The organism is Pandoraea sp. XY-2, from assembly GCF_004193915.1.
GTDB classification, from domain to species: domain Bacteria; phylum Pseudomonadota; class Gammaproteobacteria; order Burkholderiales; family Burkholderiaceae; genus Pandoraea; species Pandoraea cepalis.
The window spans coordinates 739260-760938 of the sequence record NZ_CP030849.1; the positions used below are offsets into that span (position 1 = coordinate 739260).

At 64.6% G+C, this 21679-nt stretch carries 18 protein-coding genes; 10 read left to right on the forward strand and 8 right to left on the reverse strand.

All coding sequences use genetic code 11. The features are described from left to right. The first annotated feature begins 169 nt into the window (after positions 1-169). Positions 170-2500: a beta-glucosidase BglX gene (bglX, locus tag DRB87_RS03380; protein WP_130027694.1), complete on the forward strand. Its 2331-nt coding sequence runs from the start codon at positions 170-172 to the stop codon at positions 2498-2500. Positions 2501-2542: 42 nt separating this feature from the next. On the opposite strand, the gene DRB87_RS03385 is transcribed toward bglX, so the two are convergent. Beyond that, positions 2543-3442: a LysR family transcriptional regulator gene (locus DRB87_RS03385; protein WP_130027695.1), complete on the reverse strand. Its 900-nt coding sequence runs from the start codon at positions 3440-3442 to the stop codon at positions 2543-2545. 107 nt (positions 3443-3549) lie between these two features. On the opposite strand from DRB87_RS03385, the gene DRB87_RS03390 reads away from it, so the two are divergent. Further along, positions 3550-4659, forward strand: coding sequence for a tartrate dehydrogenase (locus tag DRB87_RS03390; protein ID WP_130024873.1), 1110 nt, complete (start codon positions 3550-3552; stop codon positions 4657-4659). A 107-nt stretch (positions 4660-4766) separates the two neighbouring features. On the opposite strand, the gene DRB87_RS03395 is transcribed toward DRB87_RS03390, so the two are convergent. After that, the gene (locus DRB87_RS03395; RefSeq protein ID WP_130024874.1) at positions 4767-5534 is read right to left on the reverse strand and encodes a GntR family transcriptional regulator; all 768 of its coding nucleotides are present in this window, start codon (positions 5532-5534) and stop codon (positions 4767-4769) included. A gap of 170 nt (positions 5535-5704) precedes the next feature. Here DRB87_RS03395 and DRB87_RS03400 point away from each other — a divergent pair, with 170 nt between their 5' ends. From DRB87_RS03400 to DRB87_RS03415, 4 genes are all read left to right on the forward strand, one after another. Next, positions 5705-6046, forward strand: a complete 342-nt coding sequence (locus DRB87_RS03400) for a UxaA family hydrolase (RefSeq protein ID WP_206100099.1) — start codon at positions 5705-5707, stop codon at positions 6044-6046. 49 nt (positions 6047-6095) lie between these two features. Next, on the forward strand, positions 6096-7271 hold the full coding sequence (locus DRB87_RS03405; RefSeq protein WP_130024875.1) for a UxaA family hydrolase: 1176 nt from the start codon (positions 6096-6098) through the stop codon (positions 7269-7271). Between the two features lie 183 nt (positions 7272-7454). Next, positions 7455-8777, forward strand: coding sequence for a C4-dicarboxylate transporter DctA (gene dctA / locus DRB87_RS03410; protein WP_130024876.1), 1323 nt, complete (start codon positions 7455-7457; stop codon positions 8775-8777). Continuing rightward, positions 8774-9805, forward strand: a complete 1032-nt coding sequence (locus DRB87_RS03415; protein ID WP_130024877.1) for an Ldh family oxidoreductase — start codon at positions 8774-8776, stop codon at positions 9803-9805. The genes dctA and DRB87_RS03415 overlap by 4 nt, the downstream gene beginning before the upstream one ends. A gap of 90 nt (positions 9806-9895) precedes the next feature. On the opposite strand, the gene DRB87_RS24100 is transcribed toward DRB87_RS03415, so the two are convergent. Further along, complete coding sequence (locus DRB87_RS24100; protein WP_206100063.1) at positions 9896-10066, reverse strand: hypothetical protein; 171 nt, start codon at positions 10064-10066, stop codon at positions 9896-9898. Positions 10067-10280: 214 nt separating this feature from the next. Further along, complete coding sequence (locus tag DRB87_RS24105) at positions 10281-10817, reverse strand: LysR family transcriptional regulator (RefSeq protein ID WP_206100064.1); 537 nt, start codon at positions 10815-10817, stop codon at positions 10281-10283. A 176-nt stretch (positions 10818-10993) separates the two neighbouring features. Here DRB87_RS24105 and DRB87_RS03425 point away from each other — a divergent pair, with 176 nt between their 5' ends. Then, complete coding sequence (locus DRB87_RS03425) at positions 10994-12100, forward strand: NADH:flavin oxidoreductase/NADH oxidase (RefSeq protein ID WP_130024878.1); 1107 nt, start codon at positions 10994-10996, stop codon at positions 12098-12100. An 88-nt stretch (positions 12101-12188) separates the two neighbouring features. On the opposite strand, the gene DRB87_RS03430 is transcribed toward DRB87_RS03425, so the two are convergent. The 3 genes from DRB87_RS03430 to DRB87_RS03440 all read right to left on the reverse strand — a co-directional run bounded on the left by DRB87_RS03430 (position 12189) and on the right by DRB87_RS03440 (position 16719). Next, positions 12189-13439: an EAL domain-containing protein gene (locus DRB87_RS03430; protein ID WP_017231497.1), complete on the reverse strand. Its 1251-nt coding sequence runs from the start codon at positions 13437-13439 to the stop codon at positions 12189-12191. Between the two features lie 237 nt (positions 13440-13676). Beyond that, positions 13677-15005 carry an MFS transporter gene (locus tag DRB87_RS03435; protein WP_130024879.1) on the reverse strand — a complete coding sequence of 443 codons (1329 nt, stop codon included), beginning with the start codon at positions 15003-15005 and terminating at the stop codon, positions 13677-13679. A 43-nt stretch (positions 15006-15048) separates the two neighbouring features. Beyond that, complete coding sequence (locus DRB87_RS03440; RefSeq protein WP_130024880.1) at positions 15049-16719, reverse strand: GMC family oxidoreductase; 1671 nt, start codon at positions 16717-16719, stop codon at positions 15049-15051. Positions 16720-17152: 433 nt separating this feature from the next. Between DRB87_RS03440 and DRB87_RS03445 the strand changes: the two genes are divergently transcribed. After that, positions 17153-17932 (forward strand): IclR family transcriptional regulator, encoded by a 780-nt coding sequence (locus DRB87_RS03445; protein WP_130027697.1) that lies wholly within the window; start codon positions 17153-17155, stop codon positions 17930-17932. Positions 17933-17936: 4 nt separating this feature from the next. Here the strand turns inward: DRB87_RS03445 and DRB87_RS03450 are convergent, their stop codons facing one another. Continuing rightward, on the reverse strand, positions 17937-18725 hold the full coding sequence (locus DRB87_RS03450) for an IclR family transcriptional regulator (protein WP_130024881.1): 789 nt from the start codon (positions 18723-18725) through the stop codon (positions 17937-17939). A gap of 219 nt (positions 18726-18944) precedes the next feature. Here DRB87_RS03450 and DRB87_RS03455 point away from each other — a divergent pair, with 219 nt between their 5' ends. After that, entirely contained in the window at positions 18945-19931 is a 987-nt protein-coding gene (locus DRB87_RS03455) for an AAA family ATPase (protein WP_130024882.1), read from the forward strand. After that, positions 19928-21670 (forward strand): cobalt chelatase, encoded by a 1743-nt coding sequence (locus DRB87_RS03460; RefSeq protein ID WP_130024883.1) that lies wholly within the window; start codon positions 19928-19930, stop codon positions 21668-21670. Before DRB87_RS03455 ends, DRB87_RS03460 begins: the two co-directional genes overlap by 4 nt. Positions 21671-21679: the final 9 nt, after the last annotated feature.

Consider the following 21679-nt stretch of genomic DNA (forward strand, 5'->3'; position numbering starts at 1 on the left):
GAAAAACCAATTGTGGCAAAGTATCGCACTTCACACTTCGCACTTCGAGTTACGCACCCGGATCGTTGCGCCGGTATGGGTAACACCAGTTGATACGACGCAAGGCGCTGCCGCGCGATCTCGCCGGTCATCCAGACGTCGCGCCACATTGGATCGCTATCAGATGAGAATGTTCTCCGCACTGGCGCTCGCGGCCAGTCTCGCGGCCGCGCCGGCCTTCGCCGACACGCCTGCCGCCCTGGGCAATGGTGCTCAAGGCAATCCCCCGGCGGCCATGCCGTCTGCGTCCGCCAAGCGGGCGTTTATCGACGATCTCATCGCACGCATGACGCTCGATGAGAAGGTTGGCCAGTTGCGCCTGATCAGCATCGGTTCGGACATGCCGCAGCCGATGCTCATCAAGGAGATTGCTGCCGGTCGCGTAGGGGGCACGTTCAACTCGGTCACGCGCAGCGACAACCGCCCGTTGCAGGATGCGGCCGTCAAGCAAAGCCGCCTGAAGATTCCGATTTTCTTCGCCTACGACATTGTGCATGGGCATCGCACCGTGTTCCCGATCAGCCTCGGGTTGGCGTCGAGCTGGGACATGTCGGTCGTAAAGCAAGCCGCACGCGTGGCCGCCATCGAAGCGAGCGCCGACGGGCTGGATGCGACGTTCGCGCCGATGGTCGACATCTCGCGCGACCCGCGCTGGGGGCGCACCTCGGAAGGCTTCGGCGAGGATCCCTATCTGGTCTCGCAAGCGGCGCGCGCGAGCGTGGAGGGGTTCCAGGGCACGTCGCCGGCCAACCCGGACAGCCTGATGGCCTTCGTGAAGCACTTCGCGCTGTACGGTGCCGTAGAGGGCGGACGCGATTACAACGTGGTCGACATGAGTCCGATGCGCATGTACCAGGACTATCTGCCACCGTACCGCGCCGGGATCGACGCCGGCGCGGGCGGGGTGATGATCGCGCTGAACTCCATCAACGGCACGCCGGCCACGTCGAACAAGTGGCTGCTGCGCGATCTGCTGCGTGACGAATGGGGCTTCAAGGGCGTGACGGTGAGCGATCACGGTGCGATCGAGGAGTTGATGCGTCACGGCGTGGCGAAGGACGGCCGGGAGGCCGCGAAGCTGGCCATCGAGGCAGGCGTCGACATGAGCATGGCCGACGTGCAGTACCTCAAGCAATTACCGGGGCTCGTGAAGTCGGGCGAGGTGCCGATGCGCGACATCGACGACGCCGTGCGCGAAGTCCTCGGCGCGAAATACGACATGGGCCTGTTTGCCGACCCGTATCGCCGGATTGGCCACGCGGCGCAGGATCCGAAAGATGTGAATGCACAGAGCCGTCTGCATCGTGACGCCGCGCGCGATGCCGCGCGCAAGTCCATTGTCTTGCTGGAGAACCGGCACCACACACTGCCGCTGGCCAAAGCGGGCAAGGTCGCGGTGATCGGGCCGCTCGCGGACGCGAAGATCGATATCCTGGGGAGCTGGTCGGCCGCGGGCGTGGCGTCGCAGGCCGTCACCCTGCTGCAAGGGGTGCGCGATGCGCTGGGCCCGCAGGCGCAGGTCACTTACGCGCGCGGCGCGAACATCACCGACGACCCGCGCGTGGTGCAATATCTCAACTTCCTCGATTGGGACAATCCGGAAGTCGTGCAGGACAAGCGAGCGCCGCAGCAGATGATCGACGAAGCCGTGCGAGTCGCGCGCAATGCCGACACGCTGATCGTGGCGGTGGGCGAAGCGCGCGGCATGTCGCACGAGGCGTCGAGCCGCACGAGTCTGTCGTTGCCGGGTAGCCAGTTGGCGCTGTTGCAGGCACTCAAGGCGACCGGCAAGCCGCTCGTCGTCGTGCTGATGAACGGTCGCCCGCTCGATCTGAACTGGCCGAAGGCCAACGCCGACGCCATGCTCGAGACGTGGTACACCGGCACCGAAGGCGGCCACGCGATTGCGGACGTGCTGTTTGGCGAGTACAACCCGTCGGGCAAGCTGCCGATCTCGTTCCCGCGCTCGATCGGCCAGATCCCGACGTACTACAACCAGTTGCGCATCGGTCGTCCGTTCACACCGGGCAAGCCGGCCAACTACACCTCGCAATACTTCGAGGAAGACTCCGGCCCGTTGTATGCCTTTGGCTACGGCCTGAGCTACACCTCGTTCGCGGTGTCGAAGGTGACGCTATCGAGCAAGACGCTCGCCCGCGGCGGCAAGCTCGATGCGAGCGTGACGGTGCGCAACACCGGCAAGCGCGCGGGCGCGACCGTCGTGCAGCTCTACTTGCAGGACGTTGCCGCGTCGATCGTGCGTCCCATCAAGGAGCTGAAGGGTTTCGAGAACCTGAGCCTGAAGCCCGGCGAATCGCGCACCGTTCACTTCGCGATCGATGAAAGCCTGCTGAAGTTCTACAACGCGAAACTGCAATACGTGGCGGAGCCCGGCGACTTCAACGTGGAGATCGGGCTCGATTCGCAACACGTCGAACAGGCGTCGTTCACTCTGCAGTAATGGCACCGCGTGTCGCGGCGTGGTGTCGCGATTTGACGGACCTCACGTCTGCGTCTGGAATTCCTCGCGAAGGAATTCCACGCAGGCACGGACCTTGGCCGACGACGCCACGCGCGACGGATACACGGCCCAGACGTTGGCCGGTTGCGTCACGTCGGGCAGCACCTGCACCAGATCCCCGCGCGCGATAAGTGCGCCCACGTCCCACATCGAGCGCAGCACGATCCCCTGTCCGTCGAGCGCCCACTGCACGGCCACCTCCCCGTGGTTCGTCGACAGCGGCCCCGTCACCTTGAGGGCGACGGCCTCGCCGCGCTGTTGCAGCCGCCACATGCCGAACGGATGATCGCGTTCCTTGATGACGATGCACGCATGCCCGGCCAGGTCGCTCAATTGGCGCGGCGTGCCGTGCGTGTCGAGATAGGCGCGCGAGGCGCACAGCACCCGATGATTGTCCGCGAGCTTGCGGGCGATCAGATGCGGCGCGATGTCGTCGCCGATGCGCACATCGAGGTCATACCCCTCGGCCGCCACGTCGACGATCCGGTCGAACAGGTCGAGGCGCACGTTGAGCAGCGGATGCAGCGCGCGCAGCCGCGACATGGCGGGCGCCACCGCATGCCGTCCGAAGCCGAAGCTGCTCGACACCCGCAGCGTGCCGCGCGGCACCTGCCGCGTGCTGGAGACGTCCTCGATCAGGTGATTCACGTCGTCGAGAATCTTTTCCGCCCAGGCGTACACGCGTTCCCCTGCGTCGGTGATGGCCACGCGCCGGGTCGAGCGATGTAGCAAGCGCGTGCCAAGGTCGGCTTCGAGCATGCCGACGCGCTTGCTCACATACGCGGGCGAGACGCCCAGCGCTTCGGCTGCCGCCGAAAAGCTGGCACGGCGCGCGACCTGGCAAAACACGCGCAGATCGTCGAGATTCGGGTTGACGGGCAGAGGTTTATTCACGATTCGTGGATAGTGGATTAACCGATTGAGGGATTTTATCCGCGTTGCAATGGAATAACCTAGTGTCATCGTCCAACCCTCAGGAGAGACAGACCATGACCGACACGTCCCAGCGCCCTGCGCGTCCGTTCAAGATCGCCGTGATTCCGGGCGACGGCATCGGTAAAGAGGTGATGCCCGAAGGCCTGCGTGTGCTCGACGCCGCGTGCCGGCGCTTTGGTATTCCCGTCGACTACCAGCACATCGAATGGGCGAGCTGCGACTACTACGCCAAGCACGGCCAGATGATGCCGGACGACTGGAAGCAGCAGCTCGACGGCGTCGACGCCATTCTGTTCGGTGCCGTGGGCTGGCCCGAGACGGTGCCCGACCATATCTCGCTGTGGGGGTCGTTGCTCAAGTTCCGTCGCGAATTCGATCAGTACATCAACCTGCGCCCGGCGCGTCTGTTCGATGGGGTGCCGTCGCCGCTGGCGGGCCGCGCGGCGGGCGATATCGATTTCCTGATCGTGCGCGAGAACACCGAAGGCGAGTACTCGTCGGTCGGTGGCGTGATGTTCGAGGGCACGGAGCGCGAGTTCGTGGTGCAGGAGTCGATCTTCACGCGTCACGGCACGGAGCGCGTGCTGAAGTTCGCGTTCGATCTCGCCCGGCAGCGCGCGCGCAAGCACGTGACCGTGGCGACCAAGAGCAACGGGATATCGATCTCGATGCCGTGGTGGGACAAGCGCGCGGCCGAGACGGCGGCGAAGTATCCGGACATCACCTGGGACAAGCAGCACATCGACATTCTGTGTGCGCGATTCGTGCTCAATCCGGACCGCTTCGACGTGGTGGTCGCGTCGAATCTGTTCGGCGACATCCTGTCGGATCTGGGGCCGGCCTGCACCGGCACCATCGGCATCGCGCCTTCGGGCAACCTGAATCCGGAAGGTAAATTCCCGTCGCTGTTCGAACCGGTGCACGGCTCGGCGCCGGACATCGCGGGCAAGAACATCGCCAACCCGATCGGCATGATCTGGACGGCCGCGATGATGCTCGACTTCATCGGCCGCGGCGAAGGCCGTGCGCGCGAGGCGCACGACGCCATTCTCGCGGCGATCACGCAGGTCATCAAGGACGGGCCGCGCACCGGCGATTTGGGCGGGCAGGCGAACACGACCGAAGTGGGTCAGGCGATTGCCGCCGTGCTCAGCGCGGGCTGAGCGATCGCATGACGCCCGTCGCGTGGGCGCGGTGCGCGACGCAGCATGGCGGCGGGTCGTGGCTGGCCCGCCCGACGACTCGCGGCAGGGGTCAGTCCGACGCCTGATTACGCGACACCCGTCTCGGCCCCATGTTTCGTCGCGCTTGCGACGTACTCATAGTCCTGCGTGTTCACGTGCGTCAGCCGATATTCGACGGGTTTGAGATTGATGGAATAGGCAATGCGCTCGATTTCCAGCACGGGATCCCCTTCGGGAAGGCCCAGCAGCGTGCTCTCGCTGTCGCTGGCCCGGGCAACGCGCAGTCGCTCGTCCGTGCTGGCGACGTTGATGCCGAACGCATCCTGGTAGAAGTTGTAGAGCGTATTCGGCCTGTCGCGCAGCATCGTTTCGGTCAGCGTTGGAAATATCGACTCGGGTAGCGTGATCGTGTCGACCATCACGACCCGTTCGTGCAATGCCAACGCGTTTGTGAACGTAATGATTCGCGCCCCCGGCTCGATACCGAGCTTCGCCGCAATGGCCGCGGGGGCTTGCGACTTCCGGTAGTTGACCAGGGTCACGACCGGATACGAGCGCTCTCCGTCGCGCCGCGCCACGCGGAAGAAGCGAAAGAAGTGACGATCGCGACGATGCTGCGCGACGAATGTCCCCAAGCCCTGGTGACGAATCAGGATGTTCTCGGCGCATAGCTCGTCGATGGCTTTCCTTAGCGTGCCGATCGATACCCCGAAGCGCTCGGCAAGGCGCTTTTCAGACGGGATCACCTCGCCGCCTTTCCATTCCTGTGCCGTCAGCGCAGCCAGCATCGCTTCCTTCACTTCCTTGTAACGCGTGCCGCCCGGGGCGGACGGCATGACCGTGACTGTGCTCACGTTTCCCCCGAATGCTTTGAATATGGCGCCATTGTACTCACCCGATTTGAAAGATGTAACACATATAGATGATATGGTTGACATGGATGAATTCGACGCCTACTATCGGTTTCAACGGCGGGCGCTATCGAGACAGGAGGGCGCTCAACATCGTCAACCAGGAGGCAGACATGAGTCAGGCAGCAGCGGGCGTGGGCGAGGCAACGAAGGCGAAAGCGGGTGAGCGCAAGACCATTCACATCGTCTTGCACGAGGCGAAGGACACGGTGGGGGTCGCGGTGGTGGAGGGCATCAAGGCGGGATCGCAGTTGAACGCCTGGATCATGGACGAGGACGAGATCGTCACGTTCCCGGCCAAGCAGGACATCCCCATCGGTCACAAGGTGGCGCTCAAGGACATGCAGGTAGGCGACACGGTGTTCAAGTACGGCGTGGATATCGGGAAGGTGGTGTCACCGATCAGTGCGGGCGAACACGCGCACGTTCACAACATCAAGACGAAGCGCTGGTGATCGACACGTCGGCCCCGAGCTTCCCTTACCCCACATCGAGAGAGACATCATGAGCGTGATTCAACTGGACACCATTTTCCGTGGCTATCGCCGTGAGAACGGCCGCGTCGGCGTGCGCAACCACGTCATCATTCTTCCCGTGGACGATCTGTCCAATGCTGCCGCGATGGCCGTGGAATCGGCGATCAAGGGCACCATGGCAATTCCGCATCCCTACGGCCGGCTGCAATTCGGCGCGGATCTGGACTTGCACTTCCGCACGCTTATCGGCGCGGGCAGCAATCCGAACGTTGCCGCGGTGATCGTTATCGGTATCGAAGAGGGCTGGACCAAGCGCGTGGTCGACGGCATTGCGAAGTCGGGCAAGCCGGTCATGGGGTTCGGCATTGAACTGCACGGCGATCACGACACGATCATGCGTGCGTCGAAAGCCGCCAAGGAAATGGTGCACCACGCGAGCACGCTCGAGCGCGAGGAGTGCCCGATCAGCGAGTTGTGGGTGTCGACCAAGTGCGGAGAATCGGATACGACGTCAGGCTGCGGCGCGAACCCCACCGTCGGTAATGCGTTCGACAAGTTGTACGGCCTTGGCAACACGCTCGTGTTCGGCGAGACCTCGGAGCTGACGGGCGGCGAGCAGATCGTTGCTGCGCGTTGTGCGAATGACGGCGTGCGCGAGCGATTCCAGTTCATGTTCGATCGCTATCAGGACATGATCAATCGCTGGAAGACGGACGACCTTTCCGAGTCGCAGCCGACCAAGGGCAACATCGCGGGCGGCCTCACGACGATCGAGGAAAAGGCCCTCGGTAACATTCAGAAGATCGGCAAGAAGTGCATGGTCGACGGCGTGCTCGACAAGGCCGAAGCACCGACGCATTCGGGCCTGTGGTTCATGGATTCGTCGTCTGCGGCGGCCGAGATGGTGACGCTGTGCGCCGCGTCGGGCTTCGCAGTGCACTTCTTCCCCACGGGACAAGGCAACGTGATCGGCAACGCGATCGTTCCCGTGATCAAGATCTGCGCGAATCCGCGTACCGTTCGTACCATGGGCGAGCACATCGACGTGGATGTCTCGGGTCTGTTGCAGCGGGAGCAGAACCTCGACGAGACCGGCGACAAGCTTCTCGAGTGCATGCTTGCGACCGCCAACGGTCGCTGGACGTCTGCCGAAGTCCTCGGCCATCGCGAGTTCGTGCTGACGCGCCTGTTCGAAAGCGCATAATTCGCACCGCAGTCGCGCGCGGCGCCCGGTGCGGCGCTGCGCGTTGCCTTATGGCGTCAATGCAGGAGCAGTACAGAGGTCCCCGTCCGGTGCGCGCACCGGTTCGCCAAACCGCCCCATGAGCGGTGCGAACCGGGCGCCTGTGCCGCATGTCGTCTGTTTGCAAGTGGAGGAGACACCATCTTGCGCGTGCTCAAACATCTCTATGTCCAGGTCCTGATCGGCCTGGCCGCCGGCATTCTCGTCGGCTATTTCGCGCCCGCTCTCGGCGTTCAATTCAAGCCGCTGGGCGATACCTTCATCCGCCTGATCAAGATGCTGATCACGCTTCTGATTTTCTGCACGGTGTCTGTCGGCATCGCGCGAATGGAAAACCTGAAGCAGGTCGGGCGCGTTGGATTCAAGACGATTCTTTACTTCGAAGTGGTCACCACCCTCGCGCTCGTCCTGGGCCTGATCGTGGCGAACGTGTTGCATCCCGGCGCGGGGCTGAACATCGATCCGAAGACGCTTGATCCCGGCGCGGTCTCGCATTTCGTCACCGAAGTCCACGTTGCCGAGCACAAGAGTTTTCTGGAGGCGATCGTACCGAACTCCGTGGTTGGCGCGTTCGCGCGCGGCGATCTGCTTCAGGTGCTGCTGTTCTCGGTGCTGTTCGGCGTTGCCCTTTCGATCATGTCTGATCGCAGCAAATTCCTCTCAATGGCCATCGAGCAATTCGGCGACGCGTTGATGCGCATCGTCGAGATGATCATGCGGCTCGCACCGCTTGGTGCCTTCGGGGCGATTGCGTTCACGGTCGGCAAGTACGGCATCGGTGCGTTGCAGCAACTGGGGTTGCTGATTCTGTGCTTCTACGTGACGAGCATCCTGTTCGTGGTGATCGTGCTGGGAACCGCATGCCGCTGGGCGGGTGTTGGTCTGTGGCCGTTGTTGCGATACTTGCGCGAGGAGTTGTTGATCGTGCTCGGCACGTCGACAACGGAGTCGGTGCTGCCACGCCTGATGGACAAGCTCGAACGCCTCGGCTGCCCGAAAACGGTCGTGGGACTTGTTTTGCCGACGGGCTACTCATTCAACCTCGACGGCGCAGCCATCTATCTGACGATGACCTCGCTGTTCATTGCGCAGGCGACCAACACGCATCTGACGTTGATGCAGCAGCTCGGGCTGCTGGCGATCCTGCTCGTCACGTCGAAGGGAGGTGCCGGGGTGGCCGGGGCGGCGCTGGTGGCGCTCACGGCAACCCTGTCGTCGCACAACATCATCCCCGTGGCGGGGATCACGCTCATCATCGGCATTGACCGCGTGCTCAACGAAATTCGCGCGCTGGTGAACATGATCGGCAATGCGGTCGCGACGCTTGTCGTAGCGCGCTGGGAGGGCGTGTTCGATGTCGATACGGCGCGCGCCGTTCTCGCCCGACCGGATGCAGGACGCGAGGCGCCGTCGAGCCCGCTGGTCGAGTCGGTGCCGCATCAGGCCATGCAGGACATGAAGCCATGAGCGAGAACGAAAAGCAAAGGGTGATGCCGGCCGACCTGCGTCAGCTCGTGCGCCGCGTGCTGAGCGCGTCGGGCGCGACGCAGGCGACGGCCGATGCCGCCGCGCAGGCGCTTGTGTATGCGGACGAGCGCGGTCTCACGTCGCACGGTGTGGCACGCCTGCCGATGTATGTTGCTCAGTTGCGCAATGGCCGCGTCGATGCGGCCGCGCAGCCCACGATCGTGCGCGACAAGGGCGCGGCGTTTCTCGTCGATGCTTGCGACGGCCTGGCGTTCGCCGCGTGCGACCTGGCCATCCGCACCGGTATTGCACGTGCGCGAGATTTTGGCACGGCCACGGCGAGCGTCGTTCGCAGCCATCATTTCGGTGCGGGCGCTTTTCATCTCGAAGCCGCGGGCGCGGCGGGGCTCGTGGCGCTGGCCTTCAGTAATGCACCGGGCGCCATGCCCGCGTGGGGCGGTACACGGCCCCTGTTCGGCACGAATCCCATCGCAGCCGTATTTCCGCGCGCGAAGGCGCCGCCGCTGATGATTGACCTGTCGATGTCGCAAGTCGCGCGGGGCAAGGTCATGGTCGCGGCGCAGCGTGGCGATTCGATTCCCGAAGGCTGGGCGACCGACGCCGACGGGCAGCCGACGACCAATGCACGTGCGGCACTCGACGGCATGATGCTCCCGTTCGGCGGTGCCAAAGGCGCGATGCTGGCATTGATGGTGGAACTGCTCGCCGCGGCGTTGTCAGGGGCGCAGTTCGGTGCAGAGGCGGGCTCGTTCCTGGTTGCGCAGGGCAAACGCTCACGCGTCGGTCACCTGTTCTGGCTGATCGATCCCGCCGCGCTCGCGGGTACCGAGGCCTACCAGGAGCGAATCGAGACGCTTATTGAGTTGATGCTGATGGATGAAACGGTGCGATTGCCCGGGGCGCGACGTGATGCCATCGCGCAAGAGGCCACGCACGCGGGGATCGCGGTCCCGCAGGATCTGCTGGCGCAACTCGAATCGCTGGCGGCAGGCTGTTCCGGCCAATGATCGACAGTGCGCGCGGCGCATTGGGCGACGGTTTGTCCAATCGCGCGCGCAAGGCGCGGACGTCACTAACAAGACCGGCGAGCTGGTGGCTCAAATGTTCGCGCCCGATAACACCCGTTCGCCGCCGAAGGCACGCGCACGCGGGGCGTCCACACGCTCACGCAGCAGCGCCACCGCCCGCTGCGCGCGCGCCGACAGCGGCCACTCGGCGCGATGGATCAGCCATAGCGTGTCGACCACCGGCGGGCCGCAGTCCACCACGCGGATGGCCGCCTGCGACGCGAAAGCCTGCCGCGCGTATTGCGGAATGATGGTGAACCCCAGCCCCGCGCAACATATTCGAGAATCAGGCCGATCTGGTTCGTGCACCCCTTGCACGGCAGGCTCTGCACGCCGGGATTGCCCGGAAATCGACGACTCAACAAGCGCGTCGACATCGCCTCGCCATCCGGGTGATCGATGTACCCAATGCGCTTCAAGTCTTCCCATTTGTGCACGTCTTCCCCGCCGGAACCACGAGTTCGAGCGGCTCCTGCGTGAACGGCGTGGCGGCAAGCCGCGGATCGTCCGGCCGCAACGTCACCAGGCCCAACTCGAAACGATTCTGCAACACGCCTTCGAGCACCTCCCGGTCAGGCGCGAAGCGATGCTGCACGACCATCGCCGGGTTGGCCTTCTGCATGTCGAGCAGGATCGGACACAGGTACAGCCCGATGCTGCCCGGCGTGATGAGCGTGATTTCACCGCAATCGTCGTCCGCATCGTCCAGCCGTGAGCGAAGATGCCGCGCCGCACACTCGACTTCGCGGCAGTAGGTCAGCAGCGCCTGGCCGGCGGGCGTGAGTTCGATGGCGCGCGGACGCCGCACCAACAACGGCCCGAACTCCGCTTCGAGATGCTTCACGTGCTGGCTCACGGCCGCCTGCGTCAGGCCCAACCGGTCGGCGGTGCGCGTGAAGTTACCGAGCTCGGCGAGCGTAGCGAACGATTTGAGCCACTGAGGATTGACCATAATGAACTGTTATCAATTCGATAATGTGTGGATGGTTTTCATTATAGCGTTGTGCGACTAACATGGCGTTGGTCGACCTGCCACGGTCGAGGCACTGCGAAATACCGACATCCAACATGGTCTTCAGCGACCGATGTCGTCCGTCAGCGCCGCTCCCCTGACTCCAAGAGAAACCCATGTCCGCCCTGTTTTCCCCGTTTGAATTGAAAAGCGTCAAGTTGCGCAACCGTGTGGCCATTCCGCCGATGTGCCAGTACAGCGCCGTCGACGGTCTTATCAACGACTGGCACCTCGCCCATTACGCCGGACTGGCGCGTGGCGGCGCCGGGCTGGTGATCGTCGAGGCGACCGCCGTCTCGCCCGAAGGCCGTATCTCCCCGGGATGCACCGGACTGTGGAACGACGCTCAGGCGCAAGGCATGGCGCGCATTGCGTCGGCCATCAAGGCGCATGGCGCGGTGCCCGGCATTCAGATCGCGCACGCCGGACGCAAGGCCAGCGCCAATCGCCCCTGGGAGGGCGACGATCACATCGGTGAAGACGATCCGCGCGGCTGGCCCACGATCTCGCCGTCGGCGGTCGCTTTCGGCGCGCATCTTGGCAAAGTGCCCAAGGCGATGACGCTGGACGACATTGAACGCGTAAAAGCCGACTTCGTGGCAGCGGCGCGCCGGGCCTTGGCGGCGGGCTTTGAATGGCTCGAATTGCACTTTGCCCACGGCTATCTCGCGCAGAGCTTCTTCTCGGTGCATGCGAACCATCGCGACGATGCCTACGGCGGCGACGTCGCGCGACGCAGCCGTTTCTTGCTTGAGACGCTCGCCGCCGTGCGCGAGGTGTGGCCCGAGCATCTGCCGCTCACCGCGCGTTTCGGCGTGCTCGAATACGACGGCCGCGATGAAGAAACGCTGGCGGAATCGATTGCGCTCACGCGGCAGATGCGTGAAGGCGGTCTCGATCTGCTCAACGTGAGCGTCGGCTTCTCGACACCCACCGCGAATATCCCCTGGGGCTCCGCGTTCCTCGCGCCGATCGCCGAGCGCGTCAAGAAAGAAGCGGGGATTGCCGTGGCGTCGTCGTGGAGCATCGACGATCCGCGTGCGGCCGAGCGTGTGGTGGCCGACGGTCAAATGGATCTCGTGATGATCGGCCGCGCGCTGCTCGCCAACCCGCACTGGCCGTATTACGCAGCGCGCGAACTGGATGTGGCGCGTCCGTCGTGGGTGTTGCCCGCCCCGTATGCGCACTGGCTTGAACGCTATCGCGTGCAACGCGCCGCCTGATCACGGCGACGCGCCATGAACAACGCCCCCGTGCATCGGAAGACGTACGGGGGCGTTGGCATTTCAAGCGAGCTTCAAACGGTCGCCGTCACCAGTTGATATCGACGCAGAGCACATGCAGGCCTTGCTTGGCGGGCGTGGCGATGGAGGCGGTCACGCACAGGTGAGCTTCATTGATCGAGAGATAGGGCGATGTGAAGTGCACCTCGCCAGGCGCTCGCATGGCATCGATGAAATAAGGCCGCCGTGCCCAGTTCGCCCCCTCCGAATGCAACAGCGGACGGAAACGCTTGGCGCGCTGTGACGAATGGTTGTGCGGCAGCACGTTGTCGCCGATCTGGCGTCCAGCGGCATCGAGCAGGAAGCATCGCGCGGCATCGGGTAGCGCGAGCAGGTCGTGCGTCGCGTGTCTGAGGTCCTGCCCCTGAGCCAAGTGGGCGGCGGCGGCCTCGATGCCCGCCACATACGGGGCAAGCCGGGCATGCTCGGCCCGCTCCCGCTCGACGAGTTGCGTGCGCAGCGCCGACGACAGCGCGTCCATGCGCTCGGCCGCGACCTTCGGCTGCACGGGGTCGACATCCGGCCCCGCGAAGTACAGCCCCTGCACGAAGTCGACGTTGCACTCCAGCGCGATGAGCGCTTCGCGATCCGTCGCCAGGCCGCCCATCATCACCAGTTGTCCCGATTCGTGCAACAGCGACACGAGCCCGGGCAGTACGCGTGCCAGATGCGATTGCTCGGTCGCCTGCGCGAGAATGCCGCGATCGAGCACCACGATGTCCGGGCGCAGATCCCACACCCGGTCGATGTTCGAATGCTTGGCCCCGAAGCCGCCCAGCGCGATCAGGAAACCCGCCTTGCGCAGGCTGCCGACGATGGCGCCAAAGCGCGGCGTGTCGCCGCCCGCCTGCTCGGGCACTTCGAGCACCACGCGTTGCGGCGACAGGCCGATGGCCTTGAGCGTGGCGATGAGTGCGTCGCCGTAGACAGTGTCCATCAGGGCGGCGGGGTGCAGGCTCAGGAAGAGCCACGCATCGCGGCCGTCGAATTCATGGAAGTTGCCCAGATGCAGCGATTCGGCCAGTCGGCCCAGTTCGAGCATGTCGCCGTGCCGCGCGGCCAGCGTGAAGACTTCGTGCGACGGGATGTGGCGACCTTGCGCGTCGTGCGCGCGCAGGGACGCGTGGTAGCCGATGGCGCGCCGGTGCGAGACCGAGAAAACCGGCTGGAAGACGCTGCAGATCGTGAAGTCGCCGTAGATGACGATGCGCCGGCCGTCTTCGGCCGCCGTCAAACGGGGCGGCAGCAAGCCGGGGGCGTCGAGATCGATCATGGTCATGGTAGGGACGGGCGCGGGGCAGCAGGGTTAAGTACAGGATAGATGAGCAAGAACCGTGCTCAACGGCGCCCGGCGGCGCCGGCGCTATTGTCCCTGATTTTCCGCGATTTTTCGCCCGGCAGACGACGCATCGCACCAGCGTGCGTCGCCTTCGCACCAAACTGGGGCCTGGGCGTTAGGGCGCCCGACATCGCGCCGCCGCCGGATGTCCGTCCCGGCGCGGCGGCGCTTGGCCCGTCAATGCTCGGTCACGCCGGCCCCGTGCCATACATTCTGGCGGCGCTGGCGGCTGCCGATCCACGCCGCGGACAGCGCGCTGATGAGGCCGGCGCAGAGTACGTAGATGCAGATCATCCACGGCTCCCCGCCATTCTTCTGCAACAGGTACGTCGCGATGATCGGGCTCAGGCCGCTCGCGAAGATGCCCGAGAACTGGTAGACGAAGGAGATACCGGTGTAGCGGACCTTGGCGTCGAACAGTTCCGAGAAGAGGGCGGCTTCCGGTCCGTAAATCGAGGCGTAGATCACGCCCAGCGGAATCACGATGGACAGCCAGACGAGCATCACGTTGCCGCCGCTCGCCTTCATCAGCCAGAACCCGGCGAACGACGACAGGCCGGTTGCGAGCGAGCCCCAGAAGTAGATACGCGTGCGACCGATGCGATCCGAGAGCTTGCCGAAGAACGGAATGGTGAAGATCATCACGAACGCGGCGGCCATCACGCCGGTAAGCGCTTCGGTCTGTGACAGCTTGAGCGTCTGCGTCAGGTAGGAGATCGAGAAGACACCGAAGACGTTGAAGAACACGCCGTCGATGAAGCGCGCGCCCATGCCGGCCAGTACATTGCCCGGGCTGCGCATGAGGACTTCGGCGATCGGCATCTTGATCTCGGTGCCGGCCTTCTTGATCTTCGTGAACTCGGGCGTCTCCATCACATTCAGGCGAATGTACATGCCGATGGCCACCAGCCCCACCGACAGGAAGAACGCCACGCGCCAGCCCCATGCCAGGAACTGAGCCGTGGTGAGGGTGTATGACAGCAGGGCAACCACGCCAGAGGCCAGGCACAGGCCGAGCGCGAGGCCCACCTGCGGAAGGCTGGCGTAGAAGCCGCGCTTTTCCTTGGGCGCATATTCGAATGCCATGAGCACCGCGCCGCCCCACTCGCCGCCCAGCCCGATGCCTTGCAGCACCCGCAGCACGAGCAGCAGCACCGGCGCCCACAGGCCGATTTGTGCATACGTCGGCACCAGTCCGATGAGCATCGTGGCAATGCCCATGATGGTGAGTGTCATCACGAGCATGCTCTTGCGGCCGAGCTTGTCACCGAAATGCCCGAAGATCACGCCGCCCAGCGGCCGGCTGAGAAAGCCCACGGCGAACGTGCCATAGGCGAGCATCGTCGAGACGAGCGGGTCGCTGCCGGGAAAGTACAGCTTGTTGAACACGATGCCGGCGACAACGCCGTACAGGAAAAAGTCGTACCACTCGATGGTGGCGCCGATAAGGCTGGCGACGACGACACGGCGCATCTGCCGGGCGTCGGTCTGCTTCGATGCATTCATGGTTGTCTCCGAATATTTTAATGGTTGGGGCTGACGTGACTGGCTAAATGGCGACGGCAACACGTGCCGCTTCTGCTGGCGGCGCCTCGCTGCCGCGAATCTCCTGCATGCCCGACGCCTGCTTCCTGTCTTCGAGAATCATGTCGGCCGCTTTCTCGGCGATCATGATGGTCGGTGCATTCGTGTTGCCCGAAACCAGCTCGGGCATGATCGACGCGTCCACGACGCGCAGCGCCGCAAGGCCGTGAACGCGCAGACGGTCGTCGACGACCGACATCGGGTCGTGACCCATCCGGCAAGTGCCCGCCGGGTGATAGATCGATTGGCTGAACTGGCGCGCGGCCTGAAGCAACTCGTCGTCGCTCTGGTACTGCGCGCCCGGGATGAACTCGCTGATGATGTGCGGTGCGAGCGACGGGGCGGCGGCAATGCGGCGCGCCACCTTGATGCCGTCGATTACCACGCGATGGTCGCGCTCATCCGACAAATAGTTGGCGTGGATCGCCGGGTATTGCAGCGGATCGTTGGACCGGATCTCGACGCTGCCCCGGCTGAACGGGCGCAGCTGGCACACGGACGAAGTGAACGCCGAGAACCGGTGCGCACCCTTGCCCGGCTTGTCGGCCGAGAGCGGCTGCATGTGGAACTGGATGTCGGGACGCGTGAGCTCCGGGCGCGAGCGCGTGAAGATCGTCACCTGACTGGCGGCGAGCGTGAGCGGCCCCGTGCGGAACATCGCGTATTGCAGGCCGATGAGTGCCTTGCGCAGCGGGTTGTTGACCTCGTCGTTGAGGGTGCGCTCGCGGGTCTTGAAAACCAGGCGCACTTGCAGATGATCTTGCAGATTCCGGCCAACGCCCGGCAGCGCATGCCGCAGCGCGACACCGGCCTTGGCCAGCACCGTCGTCGGGCCGACCCCCGAGTTTTGCAGCAACTGCGGCGACCCGATGGCGCCGGCCGCGAGAATGACCTCGACGCGTGCGCGTGCCCTCTTGCGCTCGCCGTTCTGCAGATACTCGACACCCACCGCGCGCTTGCCTTCGAACAGCACGCGGCAGGTCTGCGCACGCGTTTCCACCACCAGGTTGCGACGCCCGCGAGCCGGCTTCAGAAAGCCCTTCGCCGTACTCCAGCGAAAGCCCCGGAACGCCGTCTGCTGGAAGTAGCCGACACCTTCCTGCGTCGCGCCGTTGTAATCCGCATTGAATGGAATGCCGGTGTCGTTCGCGGCGGCGATGAAGTGCTCCGCGATCGGGCGGCGCAGGCGCAGGTCGGACACCTTGAGCGGGCCACCCACGCCGTGATACTCGTTGGCACCGTGCTCCTGATCTTCGGATTTGCGGAAGTACGGCAGCACGTCGGCATAGCGCCAGCCGCGATTGCCCAGTGCCGCCCAGTGATCGTAGTCTTCGCGCTGTCCGCGCACGTAGAGCAGCCCGTTGAGCGAACTGGAGCCGCCCAGCACCTTGCCGCGCGGCCAGTCGATCTGACGGTTGGCCACGTTGGCGTCGGCCTCGGTGCGATAGCACCAGTCGAGTTCGGGGTCGTGCATCGTCTTGAAATATCCGACCGGGATGTGAATCCACGGATTGCTATCGGGGCCGCCGGCCTCGAGCAGCAGCACCCGGTTTGCCGGGTCCGCGCTCAGGCGATTGGCGAGCACGCACCCGGCGGAGCCCGCACCGACGATCAGATAGTCGACCTCATGTTCCATACCGCTTGTCTCCTGCCTCGCTTCTGCTTCGAATTGGGTGAAACGATTTGTTTCGGATTGTTTCGATCCAATGTCGGCGAGCCGTACGCAAATGCCAAGCAAAAAACCGCGTGTGGCGGAAAACTGAAACGGATTTCGCGCTTGGCGTCTCAGAACGAGACGATTGCTGCAGCGCATCTGCGGGGTTTTACTAGGGGTTGGCGCGCGGACTCGATGCGTCGATCGACTGGAGCGCCGCGAGGTCTTTCAGACAGCCCCGGGGTTATCCCGAGGCGGATGATTTTCAAATAATTGGTATATTTTGTTTCTTTTATTGTGTTTGTGGCGAGCGAGGAGGTGCAATGCGCGAGACGGTCACGCTGGAGGAGGGGAGTTGCGCGCGAGCGACGAGGCGCGGAATCTGCGTGCCCTGGCCGTCATTGAACGACTGGCGATGGCCGGACAGCCCTACACGTTGTCGCAGCTCGCCACGCGCCTGTCGATTCCGAAGGCCACCCTCATGCGCCTGATCGAGGCGCTGGAGGTCTGCGGCTATGTCTCGCACGTGCCCGATTCGCGCGGATCGGAGCGAGGTCTGTCGTTGGGGCCGCGCGCGGCGCGACTGGCGCTGGTCACGTTGGCGAACAACAACTTCACACGTGCGGCACGCTCGTTGCTGCGCGCGTTGGTCGATCGTGTCGGCGAGACCGTCAACCTGACAGCGCTCGACGGCGACGAGATTCTTTACATCGAACGGGTGGAGACGAACGAGCCGCTGCGCATGCAGATGCATCCCGGCATGCGTGTGCCACTGCATTGCACGGCGAGCGGCAAGCTGTTCCTGTCTCAGATGCCGGTGGCGGAACGGCGCGCCGTACTCTCGCGCCTGTCGCTCAAACGCATGACGCCGCGCACCATCACCGACGTGAGCCTGTTGGAGGCCGAGCTGGACCGGCTGGCCGCGCGCGGCATCGGCATCGATAACGAGGAATTCGTGCGCGGCATGGTGGCGGTGGGCGTGCCGGTGCGCGCACTCGATGACGGCCACGTACGCGCGGTGCTCGCCGTGCATGGGCCGACGGCGAGAGTGACGCTGGAACAACTGCTGGCGCTGGTACCCACGCTGCGCGAGACCGCGACGGCGCTCGCACCGCTGCTCGACTGGCAACGAGCCGGCAAGGCGGAGGCGTTGGCGAAACTGGCCGACGCCCGGGAGCAGCGCAGAGCGGTCTGACGTGTCAGAACGTCTTGGCGAGTTCCTTCGCGGCTTCCTGCAGGCGCGGCACGAACTCCATGGCCTTGGACAGCGACGTGCGCGAGACCGGGGCATGCACGGCCACGGCGGCGATGCACGTGCCGTCGTCCTTGAGCACCGGCGCGGCCACACAGGCGATGCCCAGCACGAACTCTTCGTTGTCGACGGCAATGCCCTTGTGCGCAATGCGGTCGAGTTCGCTTTCCAGCAGTTCGGGGTCGGTGAGCGTGTTCGGCGTGAAGCGTTGCAGCTTCATGGCGCGCAGGAGGGCGGCGCGTTGCTCGCGCGGCAGCATGGCCAGCATCAGCTTGCCGCTCGCACTGCTGTGCGCGGGGACGTGCGACCCTGGCTTGAGATCGAGACGCAGCGGCCACGGCGCTTCCATGCGGTCGAGATAGAGCACCTCGGTCTCGTGCAGCATCGTGAGGTTGCACGTCTCGCCCAGATCGGCCACGAGACGGCCAAGAATTGCGTGGCGCATGCGTCGAGCACCCGCCTGCATCATCACGCCCAGGCTCAGTTGCGCCAGGCGCGGGCCAATCACATAGGCGTTCTTCTGCCCCGGCTCGCGAATCACCAGTCCGCCCGCTTCGAGCGAGCCGAGCATGCGGTGCAGCGAGGCTTTCGGCATCTGGATGTCGTGCGCCATGTCGGCGAGCGAGACCGGTGCGTCGGCCGCGACGAGATATTCGAGCAACGCAAACGCCCGCAGGGTCGGGGTATCCGCCTTGTTGTCTGCAGGAGAGTCGAGCTGAAGTGCTGCGTCGTTCATATGCGCCGTTCCGGAAAATGGATCAGCGGTATTGTACCCAAACGGGCCATCGAACGGATTGAACGGCATGGGCTGGGTTCCGATGCGTTTCGGTTGGTTCAAATGTAGATGAGCCATCAGGCGTCGTCAATCAGTATTTTTATTTTTCGGAACGAATTGTTTCTAAAAATGGTTAACGTTATGATGCGCTGAATTGGCTTTGAACAGGAGAGGGACGTAATGGAGACCGCAACCCAACAACCGGATCGTCTGGTCGATGCCCGCAGCGTATTCGGCATCGATACGGATCTGCAGGTGCCGGCGTTCGGCGAGCGCGACGACCATGTCCCCGAGATCGACACGGCTTACCGCTTCAACCCCGATGTCACGCTGGCGATTCTGGCCGGCTTCATGCGCAACCGGCGCGTGATGGTGCAGGGCATGCATGGCACCGGTAAATCCACGCACATCGAGCAGGTGGCGGCGCGGCTGAACTGGCCGTGCGTGCGAGTGAATCTCGACGGGCACATCAGCCGTCTCGACCTGGTGGGCAAGGACGCCATCGTCGTGCGCGACGGCCATCAGGTCACGGAGTTTCAGGAAGGCATCGTGCCGTGGGCGCTGCAACGTCCGGTCGCGCTGATCTTCGACGAATACGACGCCGGGCGTCCCGACGTGATGTTCGTGATTCAGCGCATTCTGGAGCGCGACGGCAAATTCACGTTGCTCGACCAGAATCGCGTGATCCATCCGCACCCAGGCTTTCGCATGTTTGCCACGACGAACACCGTCGGCCTCGGCAACCTCAACGGCCTTTACCACGGCACACAGGTGCTCAACCACGCCCAGATCGACCGCTGGAACGTCGTGGCCACGCTCAACTATCTGTCGCGCGAGGACGAAGCGGGCATCGTGCTGGCGCGCGTGCCGGAACTGGACAGCGGCGACGGGCGCACGCTCGTCGACTCGATGGTGAGCGTGGCGGAGCTCACGCGCAAAGGCTTCGCGACGGGCGATTTGTCCACGCTCATGTCGCCGCGCACGGTGATCAACTGGGCGGAGAACGTTGGCATCTTCCGCGATGCGGGGCTGGCCTTCCGGCTCACGTTCCTGAACAAATGCGACGAGGCCGAACGTGCCGTGGTGGCCGAGTATTATCAGCGCGCCTTCGGTAGCGAGTTGCCCACGAACGACGGCAGCAGGTCACTGCTGGCCGATGCGTCATGACGATGTCCGAGCGCGAGGCGGCACGTCGCGCCGCGCGTGGCGAGGCGCTGTGCGCCGCGACGGTGCGCGCGCTGACCGGCGACGCCGCGCTGCATTACAGCGGCGCGCGCCTGTGCCGGAACATGCGGCCGTTGCCGTTGCATGCCCCGCATCTGCAAACGCTGCCGGCACCCGCGGATCCGCTCGCGACGCTGCGCGGTGCTGCCGACGGCGCGGCGCTGCGGTTGCGGCACAGCGACGCGGCGTTACATCGCCGTCTGCAACCGGACGCACCGCTCGAGCGGCTGCTCTTCGAGCTGATGGAGCAATTGCGCTGCGAGACGTTCATCCCGGCGGGCATGCCCGGCGTGGCGAAGAATGTGCGCGATCGCTTCGAAGCCTGGTCGCGCGCGATGCACGCCGCCGGCGTGGCCGACAGTCATGTCGGGCTGCTGCTCTATACGGTCGCCCAGATGGGCTGGTCGAGGCTCACCGGCTATCCGGTCATCGAGGATACGGAAGGTCTCATCGAAGCCACGCGAATGGCCATCGCGCCACAGATCGGCGGCGCCCTCGCGGGCATGCGCCGAACGTGTGCCGATCAGGCCGCCTTCGCCGCGTACGCGCGCGCGCTGGCCGCCGATATCGCGGGCCTGATTCGTGCCGCCGGCGCTGACCAGGCCGAGGGCGATGCCAAGGACGACGAGGACGAAAAAGGTGTGCGCAACGCGTTCTCGCTGTTCCTCGATATCGACGATCACGAGGACGATGGCATCACGCTCGCGCATTCGGGCGATAGCCGCGTGCTCAAGGCGTCGGCGCAGGGCTACTGCGTGTTCACCCAGCGTTACGACCGTGAGCTGTATGCCGGCACGCTCGTGCGCCGGGCGCTGCTGACGGAATTTCGCGAACGGCTCGACGAGCGCATCGTCGCGCAGGCGATCAATGTGCCGAGGCTTGCGCGCGCGCTCAAGGCGGCGCTGGCGGTGCCGCAGCGCGACGGCTGGTCGTTCGGCGAAGAGCACGGGCGTATCGACGGACGGCGGCTCGCGCAACTGGTCAGCTCGCCTGCGGAGCGGCGGCTGTTCCGGCTCGAAAAGCACACGTTGATTGCCGAGTCGATGGTGAGCTTGCTGATCGACTGTTCCGGGTCGATGAAGGCCCAGATCGAAGCGGTTGCGATGATTGTCGACGTCCTGTCGCGGGCGCTCGATGCGGCGGGCGTGACCAACGAAATCCTCGGTTTCACCACCGGCGCATGGAACGGCGGACGCGCGCGCACCGATTGGCTCGCGCGCGGCAAGCCCAAGTTCCCGGGGCGCCTGAACGAAGTCTCCCATCTGATCTTCAAGGACGCCGTGACGAGTTGGCGCCGTGCCCGGTCCGACATCGCGTCGCTGTTCAAGGCCGATCTGTTCCGCGAGGGTGTCGATGGCGAGGCCGTCGAATGGGCGTGCGAGCGGTTGCGCTCGCGCAGCGTCAACCGACGCCTGCTGATCGTGATTTCCGACGGCAGTCCGATGGACGCCGCCACCAACCAGGCCAACGACGACCACTATCTCGACCATCACCTGCGCGAAGTCGTGGCGCAACAGCAGGCGCTCGGCGATGTGGAAGTGCTGGGGCTCGGCGTGGGTCTCGATCTCAGCCCGTATTACCGGAACTCGCTGGCGCTGGACCTGACGTCGCCGCCCGACATGACGATGCTCTCGCGGCTCGTCGACTGGATTGGCACCGGTGGTCGTCGCGCACACACGTAACCGCCGCCC

What these genes read in the sequence shown, in the direction of transcription:
- DRB87_RS03455 (WP_130024882.1), top strand. Translation starts at nt 18,945, where the DNA reads ATGGAGACCGCAACCCAACAACCGGATCGTCTGGTCGATGCCCGCAGC.
- DRB87_RS03450 (WP_130024881.1), bottom strand. Translation starts at nt 18,725, where the DNA reads ATGAACGACGCAGCACTTCAGCTCGACTCTCCTGCAGACAACAAGGCG.
- bglX (WP_130027694.1), top strand. Translation starts at nt 170, where the DNA reads ATGTTCTCCGCACTGGCGCTCGCGGCCAGTCTCGCGGCCGCGCCGGCC.
- DRB87_RS03390 (WP_130024873.1), top strand. Translation starts at nt 3,550, where the DNA reads ATGACCGACACGTCCCAGCGCCCTGCGCGTCCGTTCAAGATCGCCGTG.
- DRB87_RS03440 (WP_130024880.1), bottom strand. Translation starts at nt 16,719, where the DNA reads ATGGAACATGAGGTCGACTATCTGATCGTCGGTGCGGGCTCCGCCGGG.
- DRB87_RS03435 (WP_130024879.1), bottom strand. Translation starts at nt 15,005, where the DNA reads ATGAATGCATCGAAGCAGACCGACGCCCGGCAGATGCGCCGTGTCGTC.
- DRB87_RS03445 (WP_130027697.1), top strand. Translation starts at nt 17,153, where the DNA reads ATGGCCGGACAGCCCTACACGTTGTCGCAGCTCGCCACGCGCCTGTCG.
- DRB87_RS03430 (WP_017231497.1), bottom strand. Translation starts at nt 13,439, where the DNA reads ATGACCATGATCGATCTCGACGCCCCCGGCTTGCTGCCGCCCCGTTTG.
- DRB87_RS03460 (WP_130024883.1), top strand. Translation starts at nt 19,928, where the DNA reads ATGACGATGTCCGAGCGCGAGGCGGCACGTCGCGCCGCGCGTGGCGAG.
- DRB87_RS03405 (WP_130024875.1), top strand. Translation starts at nt 6,096, where the DNA reads ATGAGCGTGATTCAACTGGACACCATTTTCCGTGGCTATCGCCGTGAG.
- DRB87_RS03425 (WP_130024878.1), top strand. Translation starts at nt 10,994, where the DNA reads ATGTCCGCCCTGTTTTCCCCGTTTGAATTGAAAAGCGTCAAGTTGCGC.
- DRB87_RS03415 (WP_130024877.1), top strand. Translation starts at nt 8,774, where the DNA reads ATGAGCGAGAACGAAAAGCAAAGGGTGATGCCGGCCGACCTGCGTCAG.
- DRB87_RS24105 (WP_206100064.1), bottom strand. Translation starts at nt 10,817, where the DNA reads ATGGTCAATCCTCAGTGGCTCAAATCGTTCGCTACGCTCGCCGAGCTC.
- DRB87_RS03400 (WP_206100099.1), top strand. Translation starts at nt 5,705, where the DNA reads ATGAGTCAGGCAGCAGCGGGCGTGGGCGAGGCAACGAAGGCGAAAGCG.